17 protein-coding genes and 1 pseudogene are annotated in these 17,733 nt (G+C 63.7%); 11 read left to right on the forward strand and 7 right to left on the reverse strand.

The annotated features are described in order from the left end of the window. The first annotated feature begins 216 nt into the window (after positions 1-216). On the forward strand, positions 217-663 hold the full coding sequence (locus tag VNH11_16505; protein ID HVA47973.1) for a ferredoxin: 447 nt from the start codon (positions 217-219) through the stop codon (positions 661-663). A gap of 233 nt (positions 664-896) precedes the next feature. Here VNH11_16505 and VNH11_16510 read toward each other — a convergent pair. Together VNH11_16510 and VNH11_16515 are read right to left on the reverse strand one after the other, a co-directional pair. Further along, positions 897-1,784 (reverse strand): annotated as a pseudogene (locus VNH11_16510) (glycosyltransferase family 87 protein). Positions 1,785-1,888: 104 nt separating this feature from the next. Continuing rightward, positions 1,889-2,989, reverse strand: a complete 1,101-nt coding sequence (locus VNH11_16515; GenBank protein ID HVA47974.1) for an SAM-dependent methyltransferase — start codon at positions 2,987-2,989, stop codon at positions 1,889-1,891. A gap of 61 nt (positions 2,990-3,050) precedes the next feature. On the opposite strand from VNH11_16515, the gene VNH11_16520 reads away from it, so the two are divergent. Further along, positions 3,051-3,599 (forward strand): DUF456 domain-containing protein, encoded by a 549-nt coding sequence (locus VNH11_16520; GenBank protein ID HVA47975.1) that lies wholly within the window; start codon positions 3,051-3,053, stop codon positions 3,597-3,599. Positions 3,600-3,614: 15 nt separating this feature from the next. Here the strand turns inward: VNH11_16520 and VNH11_16525 are convergent, their stop codons facing one another. After that, entirely contained in the window at positions 3,615-4,955 is a 1,341-nt protein-coding gene (locus VNH11_16525; GenBank protein HVA47976.1) for a serine protease, read from the reverse strand. After that, the gene (locus tag VNH11_16530; GenBank protein HVA47977.1) at positions 4,942-5,367 is read right to left on the reverse strand and encodes a hypothetical protein; all 426 of its coding nucleotides are present in this window, start codon (positions 5,365-5,367) and stop codon (positions 4,942-4,944) included. The genes VNH11_16525 and VNH11_16530 overlap by 14 nt, the downstream gene beginning before the upstream one ends. An 87-nt stretch (positions 5,368-5,454) precedes the next feature. Here VNH11_16530 and VNH11_16535 point away from each other — a divergent pair, with 87 nt between their 5' ends. Next, a complete protein-coding gene (locus VNH11_16535; GenBank protein ID HVA47978.1) occupies positions 5,455-5,601 on the forward strand; it encodes a hypothetical protein in 147 nt (48 codons plus the stop codon). Between the two features lie 42 nt (positions 5,602-5,643). Here VNH11_16535 and VNH11_16540 read toward each other — a convergent pair whose 3' ends face one another. After that, positions 5,644-6,045, reverse strand: coding sequence for a hypothetical protein (locus VNH11_16540; protein ID HVA47979.1), 402 nt, complete (start codon positions 6,043-6,045; stop codon positions 5,644-5,646). 321 nt (positions 6,046-6,366) lie between these two features. Here VNH11_16540 and VNH11_16545 point away from each other — a divergent pair, with 321 nt between their 5' ends. From VNH11_16545 to VNH11_16555, 3 genes are all read left to right on the forward strand, one after another. Then, entirely contained in the window at positions 6,367-6,810 is a 444-nt protein-coding gene (locus tag VNH11_16545) for a hypothetical protein (protein HVA47980.1), read from the forward strand. A gap of 152 nt (positions 6,811-6,962) precedes the next feature. Next, complete coding sequence (locus VNH11_16550) at positions 6,963-7,922, forward strand: DUF692 domain-containing protein (GenBank protein HVA47981.1); 960 nt, start codon at positions 6,963-6,965, stop codon at positions 7,920-7,922. Further along, positions 7,919-8,827, forward strand: a complete 909-nt coding sequence (locus VNH11_16555; GenBank protein ID HVA47982.1) for a putative DNA-binding domain-containing protein — start codon at positions 7,919-7,921, stop codon at positions 8,825-8,827. Before VNH11_16550 ends, VNH11_16555 begins: the two co-directional genes overlap by 4 nt. A gap of 49 nt (positions 8,828-8,876) precedes the next feature. On the opposite strand, the gene VNH11_16560 is transcribed toward VNH11_16555, so the two are convergent. After that, entirely contained in the window at positions 8,877-9,836 is a 960-nt protein-coding gene (locus VNH11_16560; GenBank protein HVA47983.1) for a Kdo hydroxylase family protein, read from the reverse strand. 172 nt (positions 9,837-10,008) lie between these two features. Between VNH11_16560 and VNH11_16565 the strand changes: the two genes are divergently transcribed. The 3 genes from VNH11_16565 (at position 10,009) to VNH11_16575 (ending at position 13,437) form a co-directional block, all read left to right on the forward strand. Continuing rightward, the gene (locus VNH11_16565) at positions 10,009-10,203 is read left to right on the forward strand and encodes a DUF6800 family protein (protein ID HVA47984.1); all 195 of its coding nucleotides are present in this window, start codon (positions 10,009-10,011) and stop codon (positions 10,201-10,203) included. A gap of 24 nt (positions 10,204-10,227) precedes the next feature. Next, positions 10,228-10,578, forward strand: a complete 351-nt coding sequence (locus VNH11_16570) for a DUF962 domain-containing protein (protein HVA47985.1) — start codon at positions 10,228-10,230, stop codon at positions 10,576-10,578. A 162-nt stretch (positions 10,579-10,740) separates the two neighbouring features. Beyond that, positions 10,741-13,437 carry a trypsin-like peptidase domain-containing protein gene (locus VNH11_16575; protein HVA47986.1) on the forward strand — a complete coding sequence of 899 codons (2,697 nt, stop codon included), beginning with the start codon at positions 10,741-10,743 and terminating at the stop codon, positions 13,435-13,437. 28 nt (positions 13,438-13,465) lie between these two features. Here VNH11_16575 and VNH11_16580 read toward each other — a convergent pair whose 3' ends face one another. Next, positions 13,466-15,760 carry a redoxin domain-containing protein gene (locus tag VNH11_16580; protein HVA47987.1) on the reverse strand — a complete coding sequence of 765 codons (2,295 nt, stop codon included), beginning with the start codon at positions 15,758-15,760 and terminating at the stop codon, positions 13,466-13,468. Between the two features lie 828 nt (positions 15,761-16,588). Here VNH11_16580 and VNH11_16585 point away from each other — a divergent pair. Beyond that, a complete protein-coding gene (locus VNH11_16585; protein HVA47988.1) occupies positions 16,589-16,936 on the forward strand; it encodes a hypothetical protein in 348 nt (115 codons plus the stop codon). A gap of 12 nt (positions 16,937-16,948) precedes the next feature. Then, entirely contained in the window at positions 16,949-17,503 is a 555-nt protein-coding gene (locus tag VNH11_16590) for a hypothetical protein (protein ID HVA47989.1), read from the forward strand. Positions 17,504-17,733: the final 230 nt, after the last annotated feature.

Genomic DNA, 17,733 nt, shown 5'->3' on the forward strand with positions numbered 1-17,733 from the left:
GAAACTGGGCGACGGCCTAGGAAGGCCGCCCCACATCCGCGCTGCGCGAGTAAACTCGCAAGTTCTGGAATCCTCGTCGCGTACAGTGGGCCAGCGCTCGCAAGCTCGCTTGCCCCACCTTACGACTGCGGCCAGCCCCGATCTTAGCATTCCCCCCACGGCGGCCAAGTACACGGTTGGCCCGGCCGCCCGCTGAGGTTATGCTCAATCCGTGCCATGAAACATCCCTCCGAAACGAGCCTGAGCGATGCCCGAAAGGCGGCCGAAAGTTTGGGCATCCCCGCGGTCGTCCGCCATATCTTTTTGTGCTGCGCCCCCGAACGCCCCGAGTGCGCCAGCCGCAAGAGAATGGACGCCGCTTGGGACTACCTCAAATCGCGGCTGAAAGAGCTGAAGCTCGTCGATCGCGGCGGCGTCTATCGCACCAAGGCGGCCTGCCTGCGCATCTGCACGGGCGGACCGATCGCCGTGGTGTATCCGGAAGGCGCCTGGTATGGCGAGTGCGATCCGCCGGTGCTGGAACGGATCATTCAAGAGCACCTGATTGGCGGCCGAGTGGTGGCGGAATACTTGATTGCCGAGGGGCCGTTGGGGGCGGGCGGCCCGGCGGTTGATTCGCCGGTCGTGTCGCAACCGCCCGACAGCGCATCGAACACGGCATAGCCCCAGACGGATAATGCCAGCAGGGGGCACAACCAAAAATTGTAACCCCGCGTGATCTCGTAGCTGCCGGCTATGCCCAGCGACGCGGCAACCATCAGCCAGCCGGCGGGGCGACGGCCGGGATTCAGAAACGCGCCGGCGGCCAAACCGGCCAGTGCCGGCGCGATCACCACGAAGCCGTTGTTTTCCATGCGCGGATTGAAAAGCGCCAAATAGCAGGTGGTGAGCGCGAGCACCGAGCGGGCGGCGCGGATGGTTTCCCGGCGGCGGACCACCAGCCAGGCGAGCACGACCGTCAACCCGCCCGCCAGCGCCCGCACCACCGTTTGCACCGGCAGCGGCGTCGTCCACCCGATTGCCGACAGGAGTCCGAACAGATCGCTGACTGGGTTTGCCTCGCCGGGATTTCCCGCCAACAACAGCTTTTGCAGGCAAACGTGGTACTGATCGCAAACATAGCCCGCTTGCTGCGTGAAGAACGGAAAGACCAGCAGCGCGGCGGCACCGAGCATCACCGGCCGACGCACGGGCCGATAAACCAAGAAGGCCACGGCGATGGGGACGATCGTCAGGGGCTTCATGGCCGCGCCCAGACAGAGCCAGCAGGCGGCCGCCCGCCATCGCTCGTGGGCCAGCTCGACGAAGGCCAGGGCGGTCAAAGCCGTGAGTACCAGATTCATCTGGCCGTTTCGAGCGCTGGCGACGGCGGGCGGAATGGTCAGCAGCGTCATTAAGAAGAAGACCCGATGCCCGACGACACCACTTAAACTGGCCCACCGCCAGATCGCCAACGCCAATCCGCCGATCGACACCATTCGCCACAGGACTTCGCCGGTCGGGCTGGGCAGGTAGGCGAAGGGCGAGAAAAGAATGGCCGCCTGCGGAAAGTAGAGGAAGCCGTGTTTGCCCTCGGTATAAATGGCACGTCCCGCGAACCAATGGAAGCTGGCGTCGCGATAGTTGGGAGTGACGGTGCGGTAGTCGGGCGCATCGACGACCACGGCGGCGATCGCGCAAACGAAGGCCAGCCAGACGTACCACGCCCGCCGGTCGTTTAACAACCAGCGGGGCCAGCCAGTCGCTGAGCCCGCTGCGGAAGTCGAAATGGAACCGTAGGCCATAAGCGGTTGGAAAAGTGCCCGTGTTTGGGGTTTCCCCCACACTGCTCCTTCGCTGTCGAGCCGCACGCTAACCCAAACCGGGCGGTCCGGGCAAGGTCGGTTTCCTACGTTCGCAGCTTCCGGGGCTTCGGCTTGCGCCGCAAGGCCACGACGCAAATCTCCTGGCGGTTGTGCTGCAACTGCCGGGCACGCACATAAGGAAAGCCCCACGAGCGGATGCGGGTCAGATAATCGGGCGTCTCGCCGGCCAGCTCCCAATCGAGCAGCTTGAGCGTCAGCAGCACGCCGCGGAGGCGGACGCGCCGCGAAGTGGCGATGGCCTCGACGGCATCGAGCGTGTAACGCGGGGCCACGTTCATGTCGGCGAAAAGCCATTTCACCTCGCGGAACTCGCCGCGGCGAACGTCGCCTCCGCGCTTGCGAATGTGGCGAAAGTTCGGGTGCTCCAACACCGCCGGATCGACAGTTGCCGGGTCGACGCCGATCACGGTCAGCCCGCGGTCGAGCAGCGCCTGGCACGAGCCGCCGGGCGAGCAACCCAGCTCCGCGGCCACATCCGACGGCGCGATCGGCAGCCGCGACCAGCGCAAGGCTTCTTCCATCTTCAGCCAGGCCCGTGAGACGGCGTAGTCCGGCAGCTTCAAGCGGCTCAAGCCGCCGGGCCGCCGCGACGCCCAGCCCGCCGCGCGATGATAGCCCACCCACCACTCGCTGGCTTCGACCAGCAGGCAATCGAGCACTAAGTCTTTGGGACGCGCCAGCGGCGGTGCGGGCGGCAAGGGCGGCGCGTCGGCAGGCCAGAGCGCGCGGAGGGCCGCTTCGGCCGACTCGGCGGCCGGCGTGATCCCCGGCTCGAAACCGTGTTCGCCCGGCGCGGCCGTGTCGCGCTCGAAGACGTGCAGCTTGTGGTAACGCCGGCCGCCTGCCAGCCGGGCCACGTCGCGCACGCGTTCGTCGTCGCCGGCCGCTTGCGTCTTACCCAGCGAGAACCCGCAACTGCGAGCAAAGACGCTGCGCGGGTTGAAGTCGTCGGCCAGTCCGTGATCGGGCGGCAGCTTGAACGTCAAGAAGCCCGGCCGGGAGTAGGCGAAGCGGAACGCCGGCCAAAGTCGGCCCATTTCGGCCTTCGCGGCCCGTTCCGCTCCGACCTGGCAGGTGATGAATAAGAACTGCGGCGAAGCGACAGGTGGTCGTTCTTGTTCCATCCATTACCCTTGCCGTGCCGGCGAACCCACAAACTGGGACAACTCGATTGTAGTCGCTACCATGAGCTTCATGATCTATTTCGGCGTGGTGTTGCTCATTTTAGTGCTGACGGCCGGCTGGTGCATGACCTTGCTGAGCCTGCCCGGCAACTGGGTGATGGTGGTTGCCATCGCGCTGTTCGCGTGGTTGGCGCCGTCCGGCGGCCCCGATATCAGTTGGCAGACGGTCGTGGCCGTGCTGGTCTTGGCGGTGTTGGCCGAACTGCTGGAACTGGCGGCCAGCGCTTTGGGAGCCAGCCGGGCCGGCGGCAGTCGTCGCGGCGCGGTACTGGCGATCGTCGGCTCGCTGGTCGGCGCACTCGTCGGCGCCGCGGTGGGAGTGCCCATTCCGTTCGTCGGCTCGCTGGTCGCGGCGATTCTGTTTGCCGGCATCGGCGCACTGGTGGGTGCCATGCTGGGCGAAACCTGGAAGGGACGCACGCTGGCCGAAAGCTGGAAGGTCGGTCAGTCGGCCTTCTGGGGACGCCTGCTCGGCGCCTTGGCGAAGACCGGCATCGCCACCGCCATCTTCATGATCGGCGTCCTGACCGCGCTGTTTTGGAACACGTAACACTGGTTCCGCAACCTATTCCTCCGGCCTCGGCGGCCCGTCGGCCGGCGAGCGCGGCACCTTGTCCAAGTCGATCACCGTAACGTCGCCGAGGTGCAATCGCGAAAGGTGGCCGCCGATCGAAAACGGCCGCCGCACCGAAAGCGGCGCGTCGTCCTGGCAACTGAACAGCACCTTGCCGTCCATGGCCACTTCGATCTCGCGGCCCATCTTCGTCACCGAGAGCGTAAACAGCGCGGCCTTCGGATTGCCCGTGGCCACGCCTTTGAGCAGCTTGGAACCGCGATACAGCGTGGTCGAGGCATGGCTGGAAAGCAGCAGGTATCCGCCTCCTTTTTCAATCGATACGTCGGTCGCCGCCGTGCCGAAACGCAGGTAGAGCCGCCGCAGGTTCTTCCGCTGCTCCGGGCCGATCTTTTGCCCGCCTTGCAGATGTTCCAGGGCGCAGGAGACAACGATCTGGAAGTTTTCGGGCAAGGCCGCGCGGCTCGTCAACCAGAACGGTGCGCCGAGGTTGTCGATCACGAGCTGCTTGCCTTCGTCGCGAACATGTCCCTGCACGAGGTGCCAGTTCGCGGCACGCGGCGCGATGGTGATGGGCAACTCCAGCCGCCGGGGGTCGATGGGTCCGGGCGGCGGCCGCACGTCGCCCGCCCCGCGCTCGGCGCGGTCCGCCGCCGAGCGGATTTCCGACAGATAAAGTGCGAAGCCGACGTTTTCGGCGTTCAGCTCCTTCAAAGTGATAATGCCCACCGCTTCGCCCCGGCCGTTCAACAGCGGCCCGCCCGAATTGCCCTGGTTCACGGCGGCATCGGTCTGGTAGTACGACTTTCCGCTGAAGCGGACCCGTGTCGACGAGATGCTGCCTTTGTTGAACGACAGCACGGCCTCGTTTTCGCGGATGTAGGGATAGCCGATGACGGCCACGCCGGCGCCCAATTCGAGCTTGTCGTAGGACAGCGGCAGGGCGGGAAAGGTGCCATACTCCGGCCGGGCCGCGATCTTCAAAATCGCGAAATCAAGGTTCTCGTCTTCCGGCGCAGAATAAACCACGCTCGCCTGGAACCAATCGAGATCGTCGGGGTCGCCTCGCGAGGGGACGCCCACGAGCATGATCGTGCCGCGGGCGGTCCGGTCTTTCGGCTCGATGACGTGGCGGCTGGTGTAGATCAGGCCGTCGGTCGAGGTCAGAAATCCGGAGCCGAGGGCCACCTCGTGCCCCGGCGTGATGCGCCGGATGAAGACGATGGCCTTCCGCGCCTCGGCCACGTTGAAGGTGTTGTCGCTCGACGCTGCGGCCGGCACCGCCAGCAGCAGGCAGAACCCTACGACCGCGTTCGTGCTACCGGTGCGCACTAAGGGTTGCCGCCAGCGTTTGGAGGGCCAGTTTTTGTACGGTGCGAAAATCTTCGTGGATGGCCTGGCGCAACAGCGCGGCGTCGGCTGGGGGCAACTGCGAGAACGACACGAGGTTGTTCAACGCCACCCTCAGTTGGTTTGACGATAATTCCTGTTTGCCGGCGCCGAGCAGTTCCAGCCAGCGCACGCGCTTCTTCTCCCAACATCGGCCGGTGCGCTGTTGCACGCGGCGCCAGCCACGAGTGAGGAGTTGCCCGATCTTGTCCTGAACGGCGGGTTCGAGTTCTTTCGTGCTTTGCATAAGCGGCATGATGCGGTCCTCGCAAATCCCATTTACTATAACCGGCGTTTCGCCTTCGCCAATGGGCTGGGTCGGGGTTTCAGAAAAAAATGCGGGGCCGGCCGGCACCGTTGCCGGTTTGGCTCGATTTGTTAAGATTCCGTTACTGGTTACTGGTTACTGGGAGGGCCGTTCTTTTGAACCTGGGGAAAAAGAATGCTCGCTGCCGCGGACAAGAAAGGGGCCGCCACCGCGCTGCGGATTTTGCTCGTCGAAGACCATCCGGAAGTGGCCCAGGCACAGGCCCTTCTGTTGCGGGCCATTCCGATTTGGAAGCGAAAGACTGGGCTATCCAGCCGATAAGCTCATGCCCTCCAGCCGATAAGCTCATGCCCTCGCGCCCCGCTATCGCCGCTCGGCGGTCTCGGCCTGTTTGACGGCGAGAGTCAGAAACTGGTGCAGCTCCACGGGCGAGAGGTGGCCCTGCTGCTTCGCGAGCAGGTGCCGTTGCGGCGTGACGACGAGCAGCGAAGGAAACGCGCTGACGCGCAGCCGCTGGATGAGCATAGGCTGCTCGTCGGCGTCGATTTTCAAGGCGACAAAAGTCTGGTTCATGCGGCGGACGACGCCCGCGTGGCGAAAGGTGCCCCGATCCATGCATTCGGCCACCGTCTTGACCAGCTCGGCCGGCACGGGCTCGCTGTTGCGCTCCAGGGCATAAGCGATATGCCGCTTGACGTCTCGGTTCCTTTCGTTTCCATCGAGCGCCTTGAGCTCCGCCTCCAGTTCCACCCCGTGGCCCAGCATCCCATGAGCCGCTTCATTTCCGCGGCGGGAATGAGCACGACGTTCGAGCTTTGAAGAAGGAACGGCTGCGCGACGAGCTCCCTACTGTGAGTGCGACCCACTCCTTGGCGGGAAAACCATCGGTGCTTGATTCTATCGGTTTGCCCTGCCAGCGGGAATGGTGCCGGCGCCGGCGAATTGTGAAGTGGCTTACAGTTTTCTCGACGGCGCAGTAGTATTCTCGTAGCAGCCTGGCACGCCGAGCGCAAAAGACGGCCCGGCTGAGCCCGCCGAGTTTGGCGGTCTTTCTGCAACATGTTTTTTACTATGAAAGGATGGCTCATGTCCGAACTCAATCGGCGGGATTTCCAGCGGCTTTCGATGGCCGCGTTTGGCGGCGTTTTGGCAGGCGCCACGCTTGGCCAATCGGCCGAGGAAAAAGAAGAGAGCAAAAAAGACTCGAAGAAGAACCCGTTGCTCGTCGAGCCGCACGTCTGCCGCGGCTTGAACACCTGCAAAGAGAAAGGAGCGGGCAAAAAGAACGCCTGCGCCGGGCAGGGAACCTGTGCCACCCTCAAGGCCCACGATTGCTCCGGCCAAAACGACTGCCGAGGCGAAGGCGGCTGCGGCGCGACGCCGGGCGAGAACAAGTGCAAAGGAATGGGCGGATGCGAGGTGCCGTTTAAGCATGACGCGGCATGGAAGAAGGCCCGCAAGCGTTTCGAGGAGTTGATGAAGAAAGAAGGGAAGAAAGTCGGGCCGGCGCCCGAGAAGAAAAAGAGCTGACGCCGATCGGTCTACGCCCAACGTTGCCAGCGATGCCCTCGGTGTTTGCAACCGGGGCATCGGCTGGCCGCGGCGTCGTTCATTGCTTTGGAGCGGGACCGGCCTCCGCCCCAGCCGCCGCCTACTTCACTCCGCGCATCTACACCGCGACCATGACACCAGCGAGACTCGGTTACCCGCAACTTGGGCTGGGCGTCGGCCTGCGCACCGCTCATTTCCCTTACCTGCTCGAGCATTGGCCCGCGGTCGACTGGTTCGAGATCATCTCCGAGAACTTCATCGACTCGCGGGGACGGCCGCGCTATGTGCTCGACAAGCTGGCCGAGCGCTATCCGATTGTGATGCACGGCGTGTCGCTCTCGATCGGCAGCACCGATTCTCTGAGCTTCGATTACCTCGCCCGTTTGAAACGGCTGGCCGACGCCATCAAGCCCAAGTGGATTTCCGACCACCTCTGTTGGACCGGCGTGCTCGGCCTCAACGCCCACGATCTGTTGCCTCTGCCGTTGAATGAAGAAACGCTTTGCCACGTCGTTGAACGCATCCGCGTCGTGCAGGATTTTTTGGAGCGGCCGCTGGTGCTGGAAAACCCCAGCAGCTACGTCACCTTCGCCAGCTCGACGATGAGCGAGTGGGAGTTCCTCTCACGCATGGCCGACGAGGCCGATTGCGGACTGCTGCTCGACGTGAACAACGTCTACGTGTCGAGCGTCAATCACGATTTCGACCCTTTGGAATACATCGACCACGTGCCGCACGGTCGCGTGGTGCAGTGCCATTTGGCCGGGCACACCAACTGCGTGACCCATCTGATCGACACCCACGACAATCACGTGATCGACCCCGTGTGGGAGCTTTATCGCCGGGCGCATCGGCTCACGGGCGGCATGTCGACGTTGCTGGAGTGGGACGCCAGCATTCCGCCGTTTCCCGTCGTGCATGCCGAGGTGCTCAAGGCGCGCGAGTACATGGTGGCCGGCGAGGCGTCGGGTGTCAGGCGTCAGGCGTCAGGAAAGCCCGATTTACCGCCGACGGCGGCCAAGGCTGGCCTGCCGGCCCGTGAGCCCTCGGTGCCGCACCCGTTGCACCTCGTGGGGAGGGAAGTGCAATGAGCTCTCATCCTTCGTCCCCTGATTCTTCACTGGCCTCGCTGCAGCGCTGGATGCAGGCGGTCATTATGCACCCGGACGGCGTCGTGGCAGGCGCTAAGTCGGATGACGCGCGGCAACACCTCGAAGCTGGGCCTGAGAGTTGCGAAACCGTCGTCAGCCGCTCGCGAAACCTGACGGGCGTCGAGCGGCTGACGATCTACCACCAGGCATATTTTGCACGTCTGCTCGAGTGTTTGCGCAATATCTTTCCCATCGTGGCCAAGACCGTCGGCGACGAAGCCTTCGACGCCCTGGCAATGGGCTATTTACAGGCACATCCCTCGCAGAGCTACACGCTCGACCGCCTGGGCGATGCGTTCGTTCGCTTTCTCGATGAAACGCGTCCTGATCGCGACGAAACCGGCCAGCCAACGGAAACCTGGCCCGATTTCCTGATGGAGCTGGCCAAGCTGGAATGGACGATCGGCGAGGTGTTCGACGGGCCGGGCAGCGAGGGCCGGCCCACGCTGAGCGCCGAGCAGCTTGCGGCGATCGGGCCGGAACATTGGCCCGAAGTGCGGCTGGTGCCCGCGCCTTGCTTGCGCATCATGAGCTTCGGATTTCCCGTCAACGATTACTTCACGGAGTTGCGTCAACGTGCGGCCGACGCCGTCCCGCCTCCTTTCCCGGCCGCCGAGACGACGTGGCTGGCCCTGTTTCGCCGCGATTACGTCGTGCGCCGGCAGGCCCTGGACCGCGAGCAATATGATCTGCTCACGGCACTTGCCGCCGGGCAGACGGTGGGGGCCGCCATCAAGCACTTGCTGGACACGACCGGCATCGACGTCGATCGGTTGGCGGCGTCGCTTCAAGAATGGTTCCGCACTTGGACGGCCGCCGGGTTCTTTGCGGCCGTTGACTCGTAGGGCGGAAAACGAACGTTTGGGTCCCACCCTACATGCACCGGCAGTGCCATTACGCCGCCTTCGCCAACCTTATCTCCTCCAACCGCTCCAGCACCGCCGCCGGGGCCTTTTCGGGCGAGACCATCGTGCTCCGCGGCACAATCACCGTTTGCTCCAAGGCATATTGCCCCGACACCACGGCGTGCGGCACCGAATCGGTGAACACCAGCCAAGCCGAGCCGGGCGGAAAATGGCTGTGAAACTTGTGGCACGTACGCTGGAACGATTCGTTTTCTTTCATCAATTGATGGATGTCGCGCATCGCCTGGTCGTAGGGCGAGAAGGGCCGCACCGGGAGCTTCATGCCGCTGGCCACGCGCCGCCAAAGGGTCGGCCGCCGCACGCGCACAAATTGGCGCACGAACTCGACGCCCATGTCGCGGGCCAGCACGTCGAACGGCTCGCCCGTGATCCAATACCGCTCGGCGTGCGGATTGACGTTCATGAAAATCCGCAAAATGCGGTCGCCATAGGTCGGCCGCTTGGGGAACGAATCGACGTGAATCAGATCGTTGCGGGCGTGCAGCCGCAACTGCCGGCCCTTCTCTTCCAGCGGCCGGAAGCTGGCATAATCGAGCCGCCACTCGCGGGCGTAGGTCGGCACCAGCCCGGCCACACAGTCGATCGTCTGCCGGCTGAACGTGCGCATCACCTGGTGCAAACGCTCGGCATCGACGTGCTTGGGGTCGAAGCCGGTCAGCCGATCGTGCAACGGGCGATAGGCGATGTTCTTGTGCCAGCGTCGATGCGACTGACGCTGGCGCAACAGCACGTCCACGTCGGCGTCGGGCAGCGGAAAGGGCGAACTGGGAAAGTACAGGATTTTGCCCTGTTCCAGCAGGCTGCACAGTTCGCGGTCGAGCGGGGCCGCCGCGGCCGCGCAGCCGCGCAACAGCCGAGGCATGTCGACAAGATGCGCGGTTTCCAAAGACGCAGCAACGGGCTCCTCGACGCGGCTTGCTGGGAGCATGGCAAGTCTCCAATGACCGGTTCGCGAAAAGACCGCCACGCTTTATCGACCAACCGCACTGGGAGCTTGAGCGAAACCGGAATCCCTCGATGGTTGACCGCTCCCCGGCTTCGTGCTAGAAAGCCGTTTGCCGAATCAAGCCAGTCGTCGCCAAATAGAAAGCGAGTTTGCCGTGGGTGGAATCAGCGAACGTGCCAAAGAGATCAAGCGACGCCGTCATCGCCGCAAGAAGCTGACGGTCTTCTCGCGAAAGCTGCAAAAGGCGACCGCCAGCGAAAAGCAGGTCATCGCCGAGAAGCTCCGCAGCATGACGCCCGGTGCGGAGACGATCATCAAGAACCTGAACCTGTCGGGTTCCGATCGTTGATCCCGCCCCCGTTAAACTGTCGGCATGCCCTCCGAGCGCATGAAGACCTTCGGCGAATTCTGGCCGTTCTATGTAGGTGAACACCGCCGGCGCTCGACGCGCGCCTGGCACTTTCTGGGCACGACGCTGGCGCTGCTGTTGCTGGCGGCGTCGGTCGCCGTGAGATGGTGGTGGGGCCTGCTGGCCGTGCCGGTGTGCGGCTACGCTTTCGCTTGGTTCAGCCACATCTTCGTCGAACACAATCGGCCGGCCACGTTTCGTTATCCACTCTGGTCGTTGGCGGCCGATTTCAAAATGTGGGGACTCATCGTCCGCGGCCGCATGGCCGAAGAAGTGCGGCGGGTGTTGGGCGAAAGCGACGGCCCGGCCAGTTGACGGTTACCGTCGGCCCAGGGAAGCACGCGGGCAAATTTTTTATTGTCTTGGATTTGCTGCTTTTCAAGCCCGCGGCGATCGCCTATCCTGATGACAGTTGCTGTCGGCGGCGGAAGTTTTGGCGGCCCGCTTAGGCCCGCAAAAAAGAAAAGGAGACAAGACGTGCCAGCGCGTGTGAATTGTCCGGCGTGCCAGACAACTTTGGCAGTCAATGCGGCCTGCGGCGAAGGCACGGTGCTGCGTTGCCCCAAGTGCCGGCACGAATTTGCGATTCGCCTGCGGCCGGCGGTCCCGCCCGTCACTGCTTGGCCGGCCAGCGACCCACTCTCCGCGCCGCTGCCGTCGCAGCCTTCGCGACAACTCCCGCGGCGCCAGACCAGCCTGCGTCCGCCGGCCCGAGCTGCCGCCCATGATTCGGGCTCGTCGATGCTGTGGATCGGCATCGGCGCCGGCGCCGCCGTTGCGGTGGCGTTGGTGGTGCTGATCTTGATTGTGACGCGCATCTCTTCACCGGCGGCAGACCAGCAACAGATCGCCGCGGCGCCAGCCCCGGACGCAACGCAGCCGGCGACTCCGGCCCCCGTCACCGCTTCGCCGGCCACCAATCCCCCAGCGGTCGCCTCACCTCCGGCCGCCTCGCCTCCGGCCGTCGCCACCGCAGCGAATCCGTCGCCCGCGGCGGCGACGCCCCAGTCGCCCGTCGGTCAACCGGTCTCGTCGCTGACTCCCGGCATGTCGCCGCCTTTGGCTGCCAGCCCCGTTCCGCCCGCCAGTTCCGCGCCCACTGGCCCGACGCTCGCCTATCGCTTCAACAGCGGTGAAGAATACGCCTACTCGTTTACCGTGAAGGCGGAGGTGGCAGGCGCGGCCGACCAGACAAGTGGCATGTGCTCGCTCGCGCTCAGCCGCGAGGCGGCGCCGCCGGAGTTCGCGGCGCGTCAGAAATCGGGCCAAGGAAGCGGCAGCGGCTTCGTCGTCACCAGCGACGGTTATGTGGTGACCTGCGCCCACGTGGTCGAAGGCTCGACCAAGATCGACGTGGCCGTGGCCGGGCAAAGCTATCCCGGTCAAGTCTTCGCCTTCGACAAGGCCCACGACCTGGCCGTGGTGCGCATCATCGGCAGCAATCTGCCCACGGTTCCGTTGGGCAATTCCGACACGGTCGAGCTGGCGCAGGAAGTGCGCGCCGTCGGTTATCCCTTGTCGACCGTCTTGGGCGATAGCGTCAAAATCACGCGCGGCACGCTGGCCGGCATCGTCAACACCGACGGCCGCAAGCTGTTCCAGGTGGATGCCAGCATCAACCCCGGCAACAGCGGCGGCCCGCTGGTGAACGAGATGGGCCACGTGGTCGGCGTCGCCAGCGCCAAGCTGGCGGGCGAAGACGTCGACGGCGTCGGCTTCGCCGTTCCGGCCAACGAAGTTCTGACCCTGCTGCGCAGCAAAGGCATCACGCCGGCCAGCGCGTCGGGCGGGGAAAAGCTCGACGGCCCAAACCTGGCGCGCCGTGTCACGCCCGCCGTGGCCATGCTCAAGGTCACCATCGGCCCCGGAGGCTACGGGCTGGCCAACCGCCTGCTGCTCGATTTTTCGGGCCACGTTTCCACGAGCCAGATGCGCACGGTTGGCCGGATGCGCGTGCCGGGCGCCCCTCGCCTCGAGAGCGAACGCGGCAAGCTCCTGCTGAGCGAGCGGGGCGAGCTGCTTGAAGCCACCGGCAACGTGCAAGTGCCCTACTTGTTCGGCCCGCTGGGCGCCCTGATTTTCGAACCTCTCGGTTCGGCCGACGAACGCACCTGGCAAACCCAACGGGTCACCGCGCTGACACAGATCATCGGCGAAGAATCGAATAGTCCCCTGCCGATGCGGTTCCGGCATCGGGGGCGCAGCCCCTTCGCTCAAAGCCAGACCAAGGTCGTCGTCACGCCGGCGATGGAGACGAGCAGCTACGAGCTGGCGGGCACGAACGGCGACCTGGTATCGATCAGAAAGCGCTATACGTTTCAGACGCTGCAACCCGCCGGCACGCCACCGGTGGCCCAGGTGACCGGCGAAGGGACCATCACCTTCAACCGCGCCAAGGGGTTCGCCGAGAAGCTGGAGTATAAGGCGACGCTGGTGCGGAGCGTGAGCAAGGTGAGCGTGACGGTTCCCTTGACACTCCAATGGCACCGGCTCGACCAACAGACGCTCGACAAGAACCGCGCAGAGGCGAAAGCCAACATGGAGGCTGCCAAGAAGGCCGCGGCCGAGCAAAAGGCGCGCGACGCCGCTCCGCCCACGCCGCAACGCGTGGACGAGGTGCTCGAAGACCTGAGCATCGCCAAAGAATGGCACGAGCGAATGAAGCCGCTCGACGCGCTCGCTCGCATGCAGCCCCTCGACCAGCGCCGCGCGCAGGTGACGAAGGCGGTCGAACCGCTGATGCGCGACGGCAACTTCGCCGTCCGCGACAAAGCGATTCAAATCATGGGCCGCTGGGGAACGAATGAAACCGTGCCGGTCTTGTTGAAAATGCTGGAGCAGCTCGATTCGGGCATTCGTCATAAGACGATCGAGGCCCTGGGCGCGATTGCCGACCCAACCGCCGCCAAGGAGGTCGCCGCCTTGGTGCCTGAACAGTCCGACCGTCAGGCCGCCGTGACCGCGCTGAAGAAGATGGGCAAGGTGGCTGAACCGGCGGTGATTGGGCTGTTGAAACACCACGACAGCCAGGTGCGGTATCAGGGCTGCCAGATTCTGGAAGCGATCGGCGGGCCGAAATCGGTCCCGGCGATCAGGCGTTTGCTGCAGGACGAAAAGGACGGGCTGGTGCGCCTCGCCGCCCGCGGCGCCCTCGACCGGCTGGCAAAGAAGTAGGCACCGAGCAACAGCACGTCAACCCACCCTACAAGCCCAACAGCCGCTTGGCCTCGTCGAGAAGAAACTTGGCGTTGGTGAACGGCTCGTAGCTGATGTCTTGCCAACGCACCAGCCCCGCGTTGTCGATCAAAACCGTGGCGTGCAAGGGGAGGTTTTCAAAATCGTCGAAGGCCCGATAACTTTTGAAAACGCCCAGACCCGCGTCGGACAACAGCTTGATCGGCAAGGGCGGCGCCCCGGTCGATGCGCGCGCCTCAAGGGAGCCTCGCAATTTGCCCACGTCGTCGGTGCTGATCGCCACCAGTTCTACGCCCAAGCGGGCAAACTCCGCTTGCATCGGACCGAAGGCGTTCAATTGCTCCACACAATGCAGGCAGCCGAAGCCGAGATAAAAAATCACCACCACCGGCCGGCCGCGATACTGGGACAACGAAACGGCGTCGCCGTGATCGTCGGGCAAAGTCCACTCCGAAGCCGGCGAGGGATGCCAGCGGAAGGGGCCGAGCGAAGCCAGGTCGGGCCGCTCGCCAATGTCGCCGGCGGGCTGATAAGGCAACCGCCACTCGCTCGGCAGCCCGAGCTTGGGCGCCAGCTCGTCGAGCCGCTTGAAGATCGGAACGTCACGGTCGATGAAGGCCGACATGCCTTGCAGCTTGCGGAACTCCTCCGTCGCCTCGGCCGGCTTGCCGCATTCGAACAGCACCTCCACGCAGTTGGCCAGCGGAAGCACGCGGTTCTTCCCTTGGCTGACGGCCTCACGGGCGAGCTGCTCGGCCTTCGCCTTGTTGCCCGTCTGCAACTCGATGCGCGACAAAAACTCCTTGCCCAGGTCTTTGACCTTCTCGAAGTGCGAAAGCGCCGCGGAGGCGTCGTTGCCGGCCAGCGCCCAGCGTCCGTGCAGCTCGTCCAGCGCGGCGGCGATCGTTTCCAAGCGGCCCTTGAAACGGTCGGCCGCGTCGGCGCGGGCCTTGGCAACCTGGTCGTCGGGCTTCTTGTCGGCCTTGGCCTTCGCTTCGGCGTCGACGGCCGCTTTCTCTTGCTCGGCATTGATCTTCGTCTGCAGGCCCTGCAAGGCGACGATGTGCGTCTTGCCGTCGGTGAGATTGCTCTTGGCGATCAGCGCGGCGCCCAACGCGCGGTGGCGGCGGACCTGGTCGTCTTCGACATCCGAAGGCTCCAGGCAGGGCGTTTGCGCCAGCCGCAGCAGGTCGTCCCACAGCTCGAATTGCGGCAGGATGGCCAGCAGGCGCCGGCGGCCCATCATGTTGCTGCCCGGTCCGCCCGGCCGGTTGTATTTCGGATGACGCGGCAACTCGGCCAGGTTGGCGGCCAGATCGACGGCGTCGCGCACGCGGCCGATGAAGGTCAGGTTATCGACCAGCCAGTCGTTGTTATGAGCATAGTTGTGAATCTGGTCGGGCATCACGCCGTCGTGGATCATGTGGGCATGATCGACGCGGGCCGAAGCCTCTTGCTGCCAGACCGCGTCGACGTAGCGTTGCAGCTTGGAAAAAGTGTGCCCCGGCATGTGCCACATGTGGGCGATGGCCGGCCCCGACTGGCCGCAACGGGCAGCCGACGGAACCGCCCGTGCCGGCTTTTCGTTGTCCCAGAGATGAATCACATAGTGATGGGCCGGATGCATGGGATTGGCCGCGTGGACTTCGCGCAGCAGCGACGCCACCGCTTCGTGGCTGGCGATCGGGATGCCGTGGCTGCTGTTCTCCCAAATCAGCACGGCCAAGAAGGCCCGCGCCTCGATCTCTTCGGGATGGTCGTGAACCATCATCTCCAGGTCGCGAACAAGTTGACGGCGGCGCTGCTGATCGTCTTGCGGCTTGTTGTCCGGTCCGGGAGCGAGATAGCGGTCCAAGGCGTCAATCCAGGCCAATTCATGCGGGCCGGCGCCGCCCTTGCGTTTGACGGCCTCGGCGATGAAACCGCGGCCGCGTTTGGCATTGTCTCGATTGGCCATCGCCATGCCCCAATAGGCCATGGCGCAATCAGGGTCGAGTGCGGCGGCCTGACGGAACGACCGCTCGGCCTCGAAATACCAGAACCCGTGGAGCTGCCCCAGCCCCTGATTGAAGAACTGCTGCGTTTCGGGCGATTTGGTGGTGATCTTCATGGAGACGTTGCCCGTGCCGCCCATCAGGTAAGCCCGCTGCCGCGGCCCTTCGTTGAACACTTCGCCGTGCAACGAGTGTCCGGCCTGGGTGCCGGCGTCATCGGGCTTTTTGGCTTCTTCGGCGGCGAGCGGCGCCAGGCAAAAAAGGAATGCGGCCGCGAGCAGCGGCAGAACGCGGATAGAACGGTACATGATGCTGTCTCAAAAAGGGGCCGATGGCGGGGAACCGACGACGCCTTCGTCGGGATTGGCAGGTACATTTTAGAGTAACGTCGCGGGCAGGCACGTACCAGAGGCGCTCGTAGCGGGGATGTCCGGGCTTACCGGTCACGTTTGGTCGTTCGATGAGATGTTCGCGGCGGTCTCGAGCTAGCCTGGCGGCGGGGATCGGCCGAATTCAAGGAGGGACCACACAACCCTAATCCCACAAAAGACTTAGGCCCTTGACGTGTCGCGAGTCGCCAGCTATTTTGTGGCGCAGCCGGTCAACAGCCGAAATACGGTTAGATCAGGCTTGGGATGGTTTCTCGGCGCCAACGAATAGCCTAGAATCAAGTTGTGGAGCACCCGATGGGGCCATTTTTTCTGCCTACTAGCACTGGCTAGCATCATCCAAGCGGACAGCGGACGGCCAATTAAATGGTGCAAGCGCGGAATTTCTTGATCCGAGGGGTTCAGATCGTAGCCTTTACCGTTAGCGGAGGCTTCGAGGCGTCGCGGGTGCTCACCAACGTTTTGAGCAGATACGGGGCGCTCCTCTCTGGCCGCGTAGACGTACTGCCGCTTCCAGAGGAAGTTCCGCCTGAGATCCCTCGGGTTGAGCTAGGAAGCAAGGATAACCGCTGGGCATTGTCCTCGGCGCCGGCCAGAACCAGCGTTGCATGGGTTGAGCGCGATTCGAATGGGATCAGTCCAGATCCGTTGGGGAAGATAGTTCAGCAGTGCTCGGAGATTCTGAGTTGCTGCTTCGCGGACGACGTGCCGACCCGAGTGAATCGACTCGGGTTCCTTCTCACGAGCGTGCTTGAAACCGAAGACGCCCCCCGATTATTGATTGAGCAATTCTGCCTACCGCAGCGTCATGCGGCGGAAAGCGCTGCTTCGCCTCTTCGTCACTCGCAGACGTTTCAGTTGCACAACTTTAAGGCTTACATGAGCCAACTCGACACGGTGCCAATAAACAGTTGGGTGCGATGCAAGTCCGCCTCATTGGTGCCGGATGGAGCATCAGCGATTGTCGTCGAGCAAGACTTGAACACCAGTGCCAGCGATCCCGAGCGGCGGTTTGAAGCCGCCGAAATGCGAACGTATTTTGAAAGCGCTGCCCCAGAGGCTCAACAGATTCTGCGACTGTATTTCCCAGATTAGGATGAAACTGCGATGGCGACCGTGACTGAAAAGAGCGCTTCCGAAAAGCGGACCACATTGCCGGTTGATCGTGCGCGGCGAATGCTGTACGAGACGCTATTTACTCCGCGACCAAGCACGCCATTTGACGATGAACGAGCGACGGGCGTCCAACTCGGGATTGCCCCCATCTACCTGAAAATGAAGGAGTTGGGGGCTATCCTGCTCCAAATCGTTGAATTGGCCAACGGTGAGCAACATGACGAAGACGGAGTGTTGGCGCCAACCAAGCATGCAATGGATCGTACGACGCGCCTATTGATTCATGCTTCGATGATTGTCTGGCATTTCGGCCCAGGCAGCGGCGAAATGTTCGTTTTCCCTCGCGGTTTTATCGCGACGGACTCCGAAGGCGGCCTTCGTATTGAATGGACAAAGCCGGGCGCTTCTCTGCGACTTGTGATTGCCGCTGCCGAGTCAGGGAAATCCTATCTCTATCACGAGTTCGCAGAAAAATATGGATCTGAGCGGCAGGTCACCGCTGAATTGCTTGGACGTTGGTTGGCTCGATTCTTGTCTACGCGGTAGGTGGCTTGCGTTCAAATGTCGGATTTGCCCCCGATTGAGTGCGGTGAGATCGTTTACCGCGCTCTTTCACGCGCTGCGGGTCGGAACCCAGACACCGGTGAGCCGATCTCAGTCGCATTCATCCGACGAGCTGCGCCGCGCGACGCGAGCGGCCTGTCAATAAACTATAATTGCGATTCCGAGCATTGCAGGAATAGTCTCAAGAAGTGCTACGGTGTTGTCAGCCTACA

Source organism: Pirellulales bacterium (assembly GCA_035533075.1).
Lineage (GTDB): Bacteria > Planctomycetota > Planctomycetia > Pirellulales > JAICIG01 > DASSFG01.

What these genes read in the sequence shown, in the direction of transcription:
- VNH11_16505 (HVA47973.1), top strand. Translation starts at nt 217, where the DNA reads ATGAAACATCCCTCCGAAACGAGCCTGAGCGATGCCCGAAAGGCGGCC.
- VNH11_16515 (HVA47974.1), bottom strand. Translation starts at nt 2,989, where the DNA reads ATGGAACAAGAACGACCACCTGTCGCTTCGCCGCAGTTCTTATTCATC.
- VNH11_16520 (HVA47975.1), top strand. Translation starts at nt 3,051, where the DNA reads ATGAGCTTCATGATCTATTTCGGCGTGGTGTTGCTCATTTTAGTGCTG.
- VNH11_16535 (HVA47978.1), top strand. Translation starts at nt 5,455, where the DNA reads ATGCTCGCTGCCGCGGACAAGAAAGGGGCCGCCACCGCGCTGCGGATT.
- VNH11_16540 (HVA47979.1), bottom strand. Translation starts at nt 6,045, where the DNA reads ATGCTGGGCCACGGGGTGGAACTGGAGGCGGAGCTCAAGGCGCTCGAT.
- VNH11_16545 (HVA47980.1), top strand. Translation starts at nt 6,367, where the DNA reads ATGTCCGAACTCAATCGGCGGGATTTCCAGCGGCTTTCGATGGCCGCG.
- VNH11_16550 (HVA47981.1), top strand. Translation starts at nt 6,963, where the DNA reads ATGACACCAGCGAGACTCGGTTACCCGCAACTTGGGCTGGGCGTCGGC.
- VNH11_16555 (HVA47982.1), top strand. Translation starts at nt 7,919, where the DNA reads ATGAGCTCTCATCCTTCGTCCCCTGATTCTTCACTGGCCTCGCTGCAG.
- VNH11_16560 (HVA47983.1), bottom strand. Translation starts at nt 9,836, where the DNA reads ATGCTCCCAGCAAGCCGCGTCGAGGAGCCCGTTGCTGCGTCTTTGGAA.
- VNH11_16570 (HVA47985.1), top strand. Translation starts at nt 10,228, where the DNA reads ATGCCCTCCGAGCGCATGAAGACCTTCGGCGAATTCTGGCCGTTCTAT.
- VNH11_16580 (HVA47987.1), bottom strand. Translation starts at nt 15,760, where the DNA reads ATGTACCGTTCTATCCGCGTTCTGCCGCTGCTCGCGGCCGCATTCCTT.
- VNH11_16590 (HVA47989.1), top strand. Translation starts at nt 16,949, where the DNA reads ATGGCGACCGTGACTGAAAAGAGCGCTTCCGAAAAGCGGACCACATTG.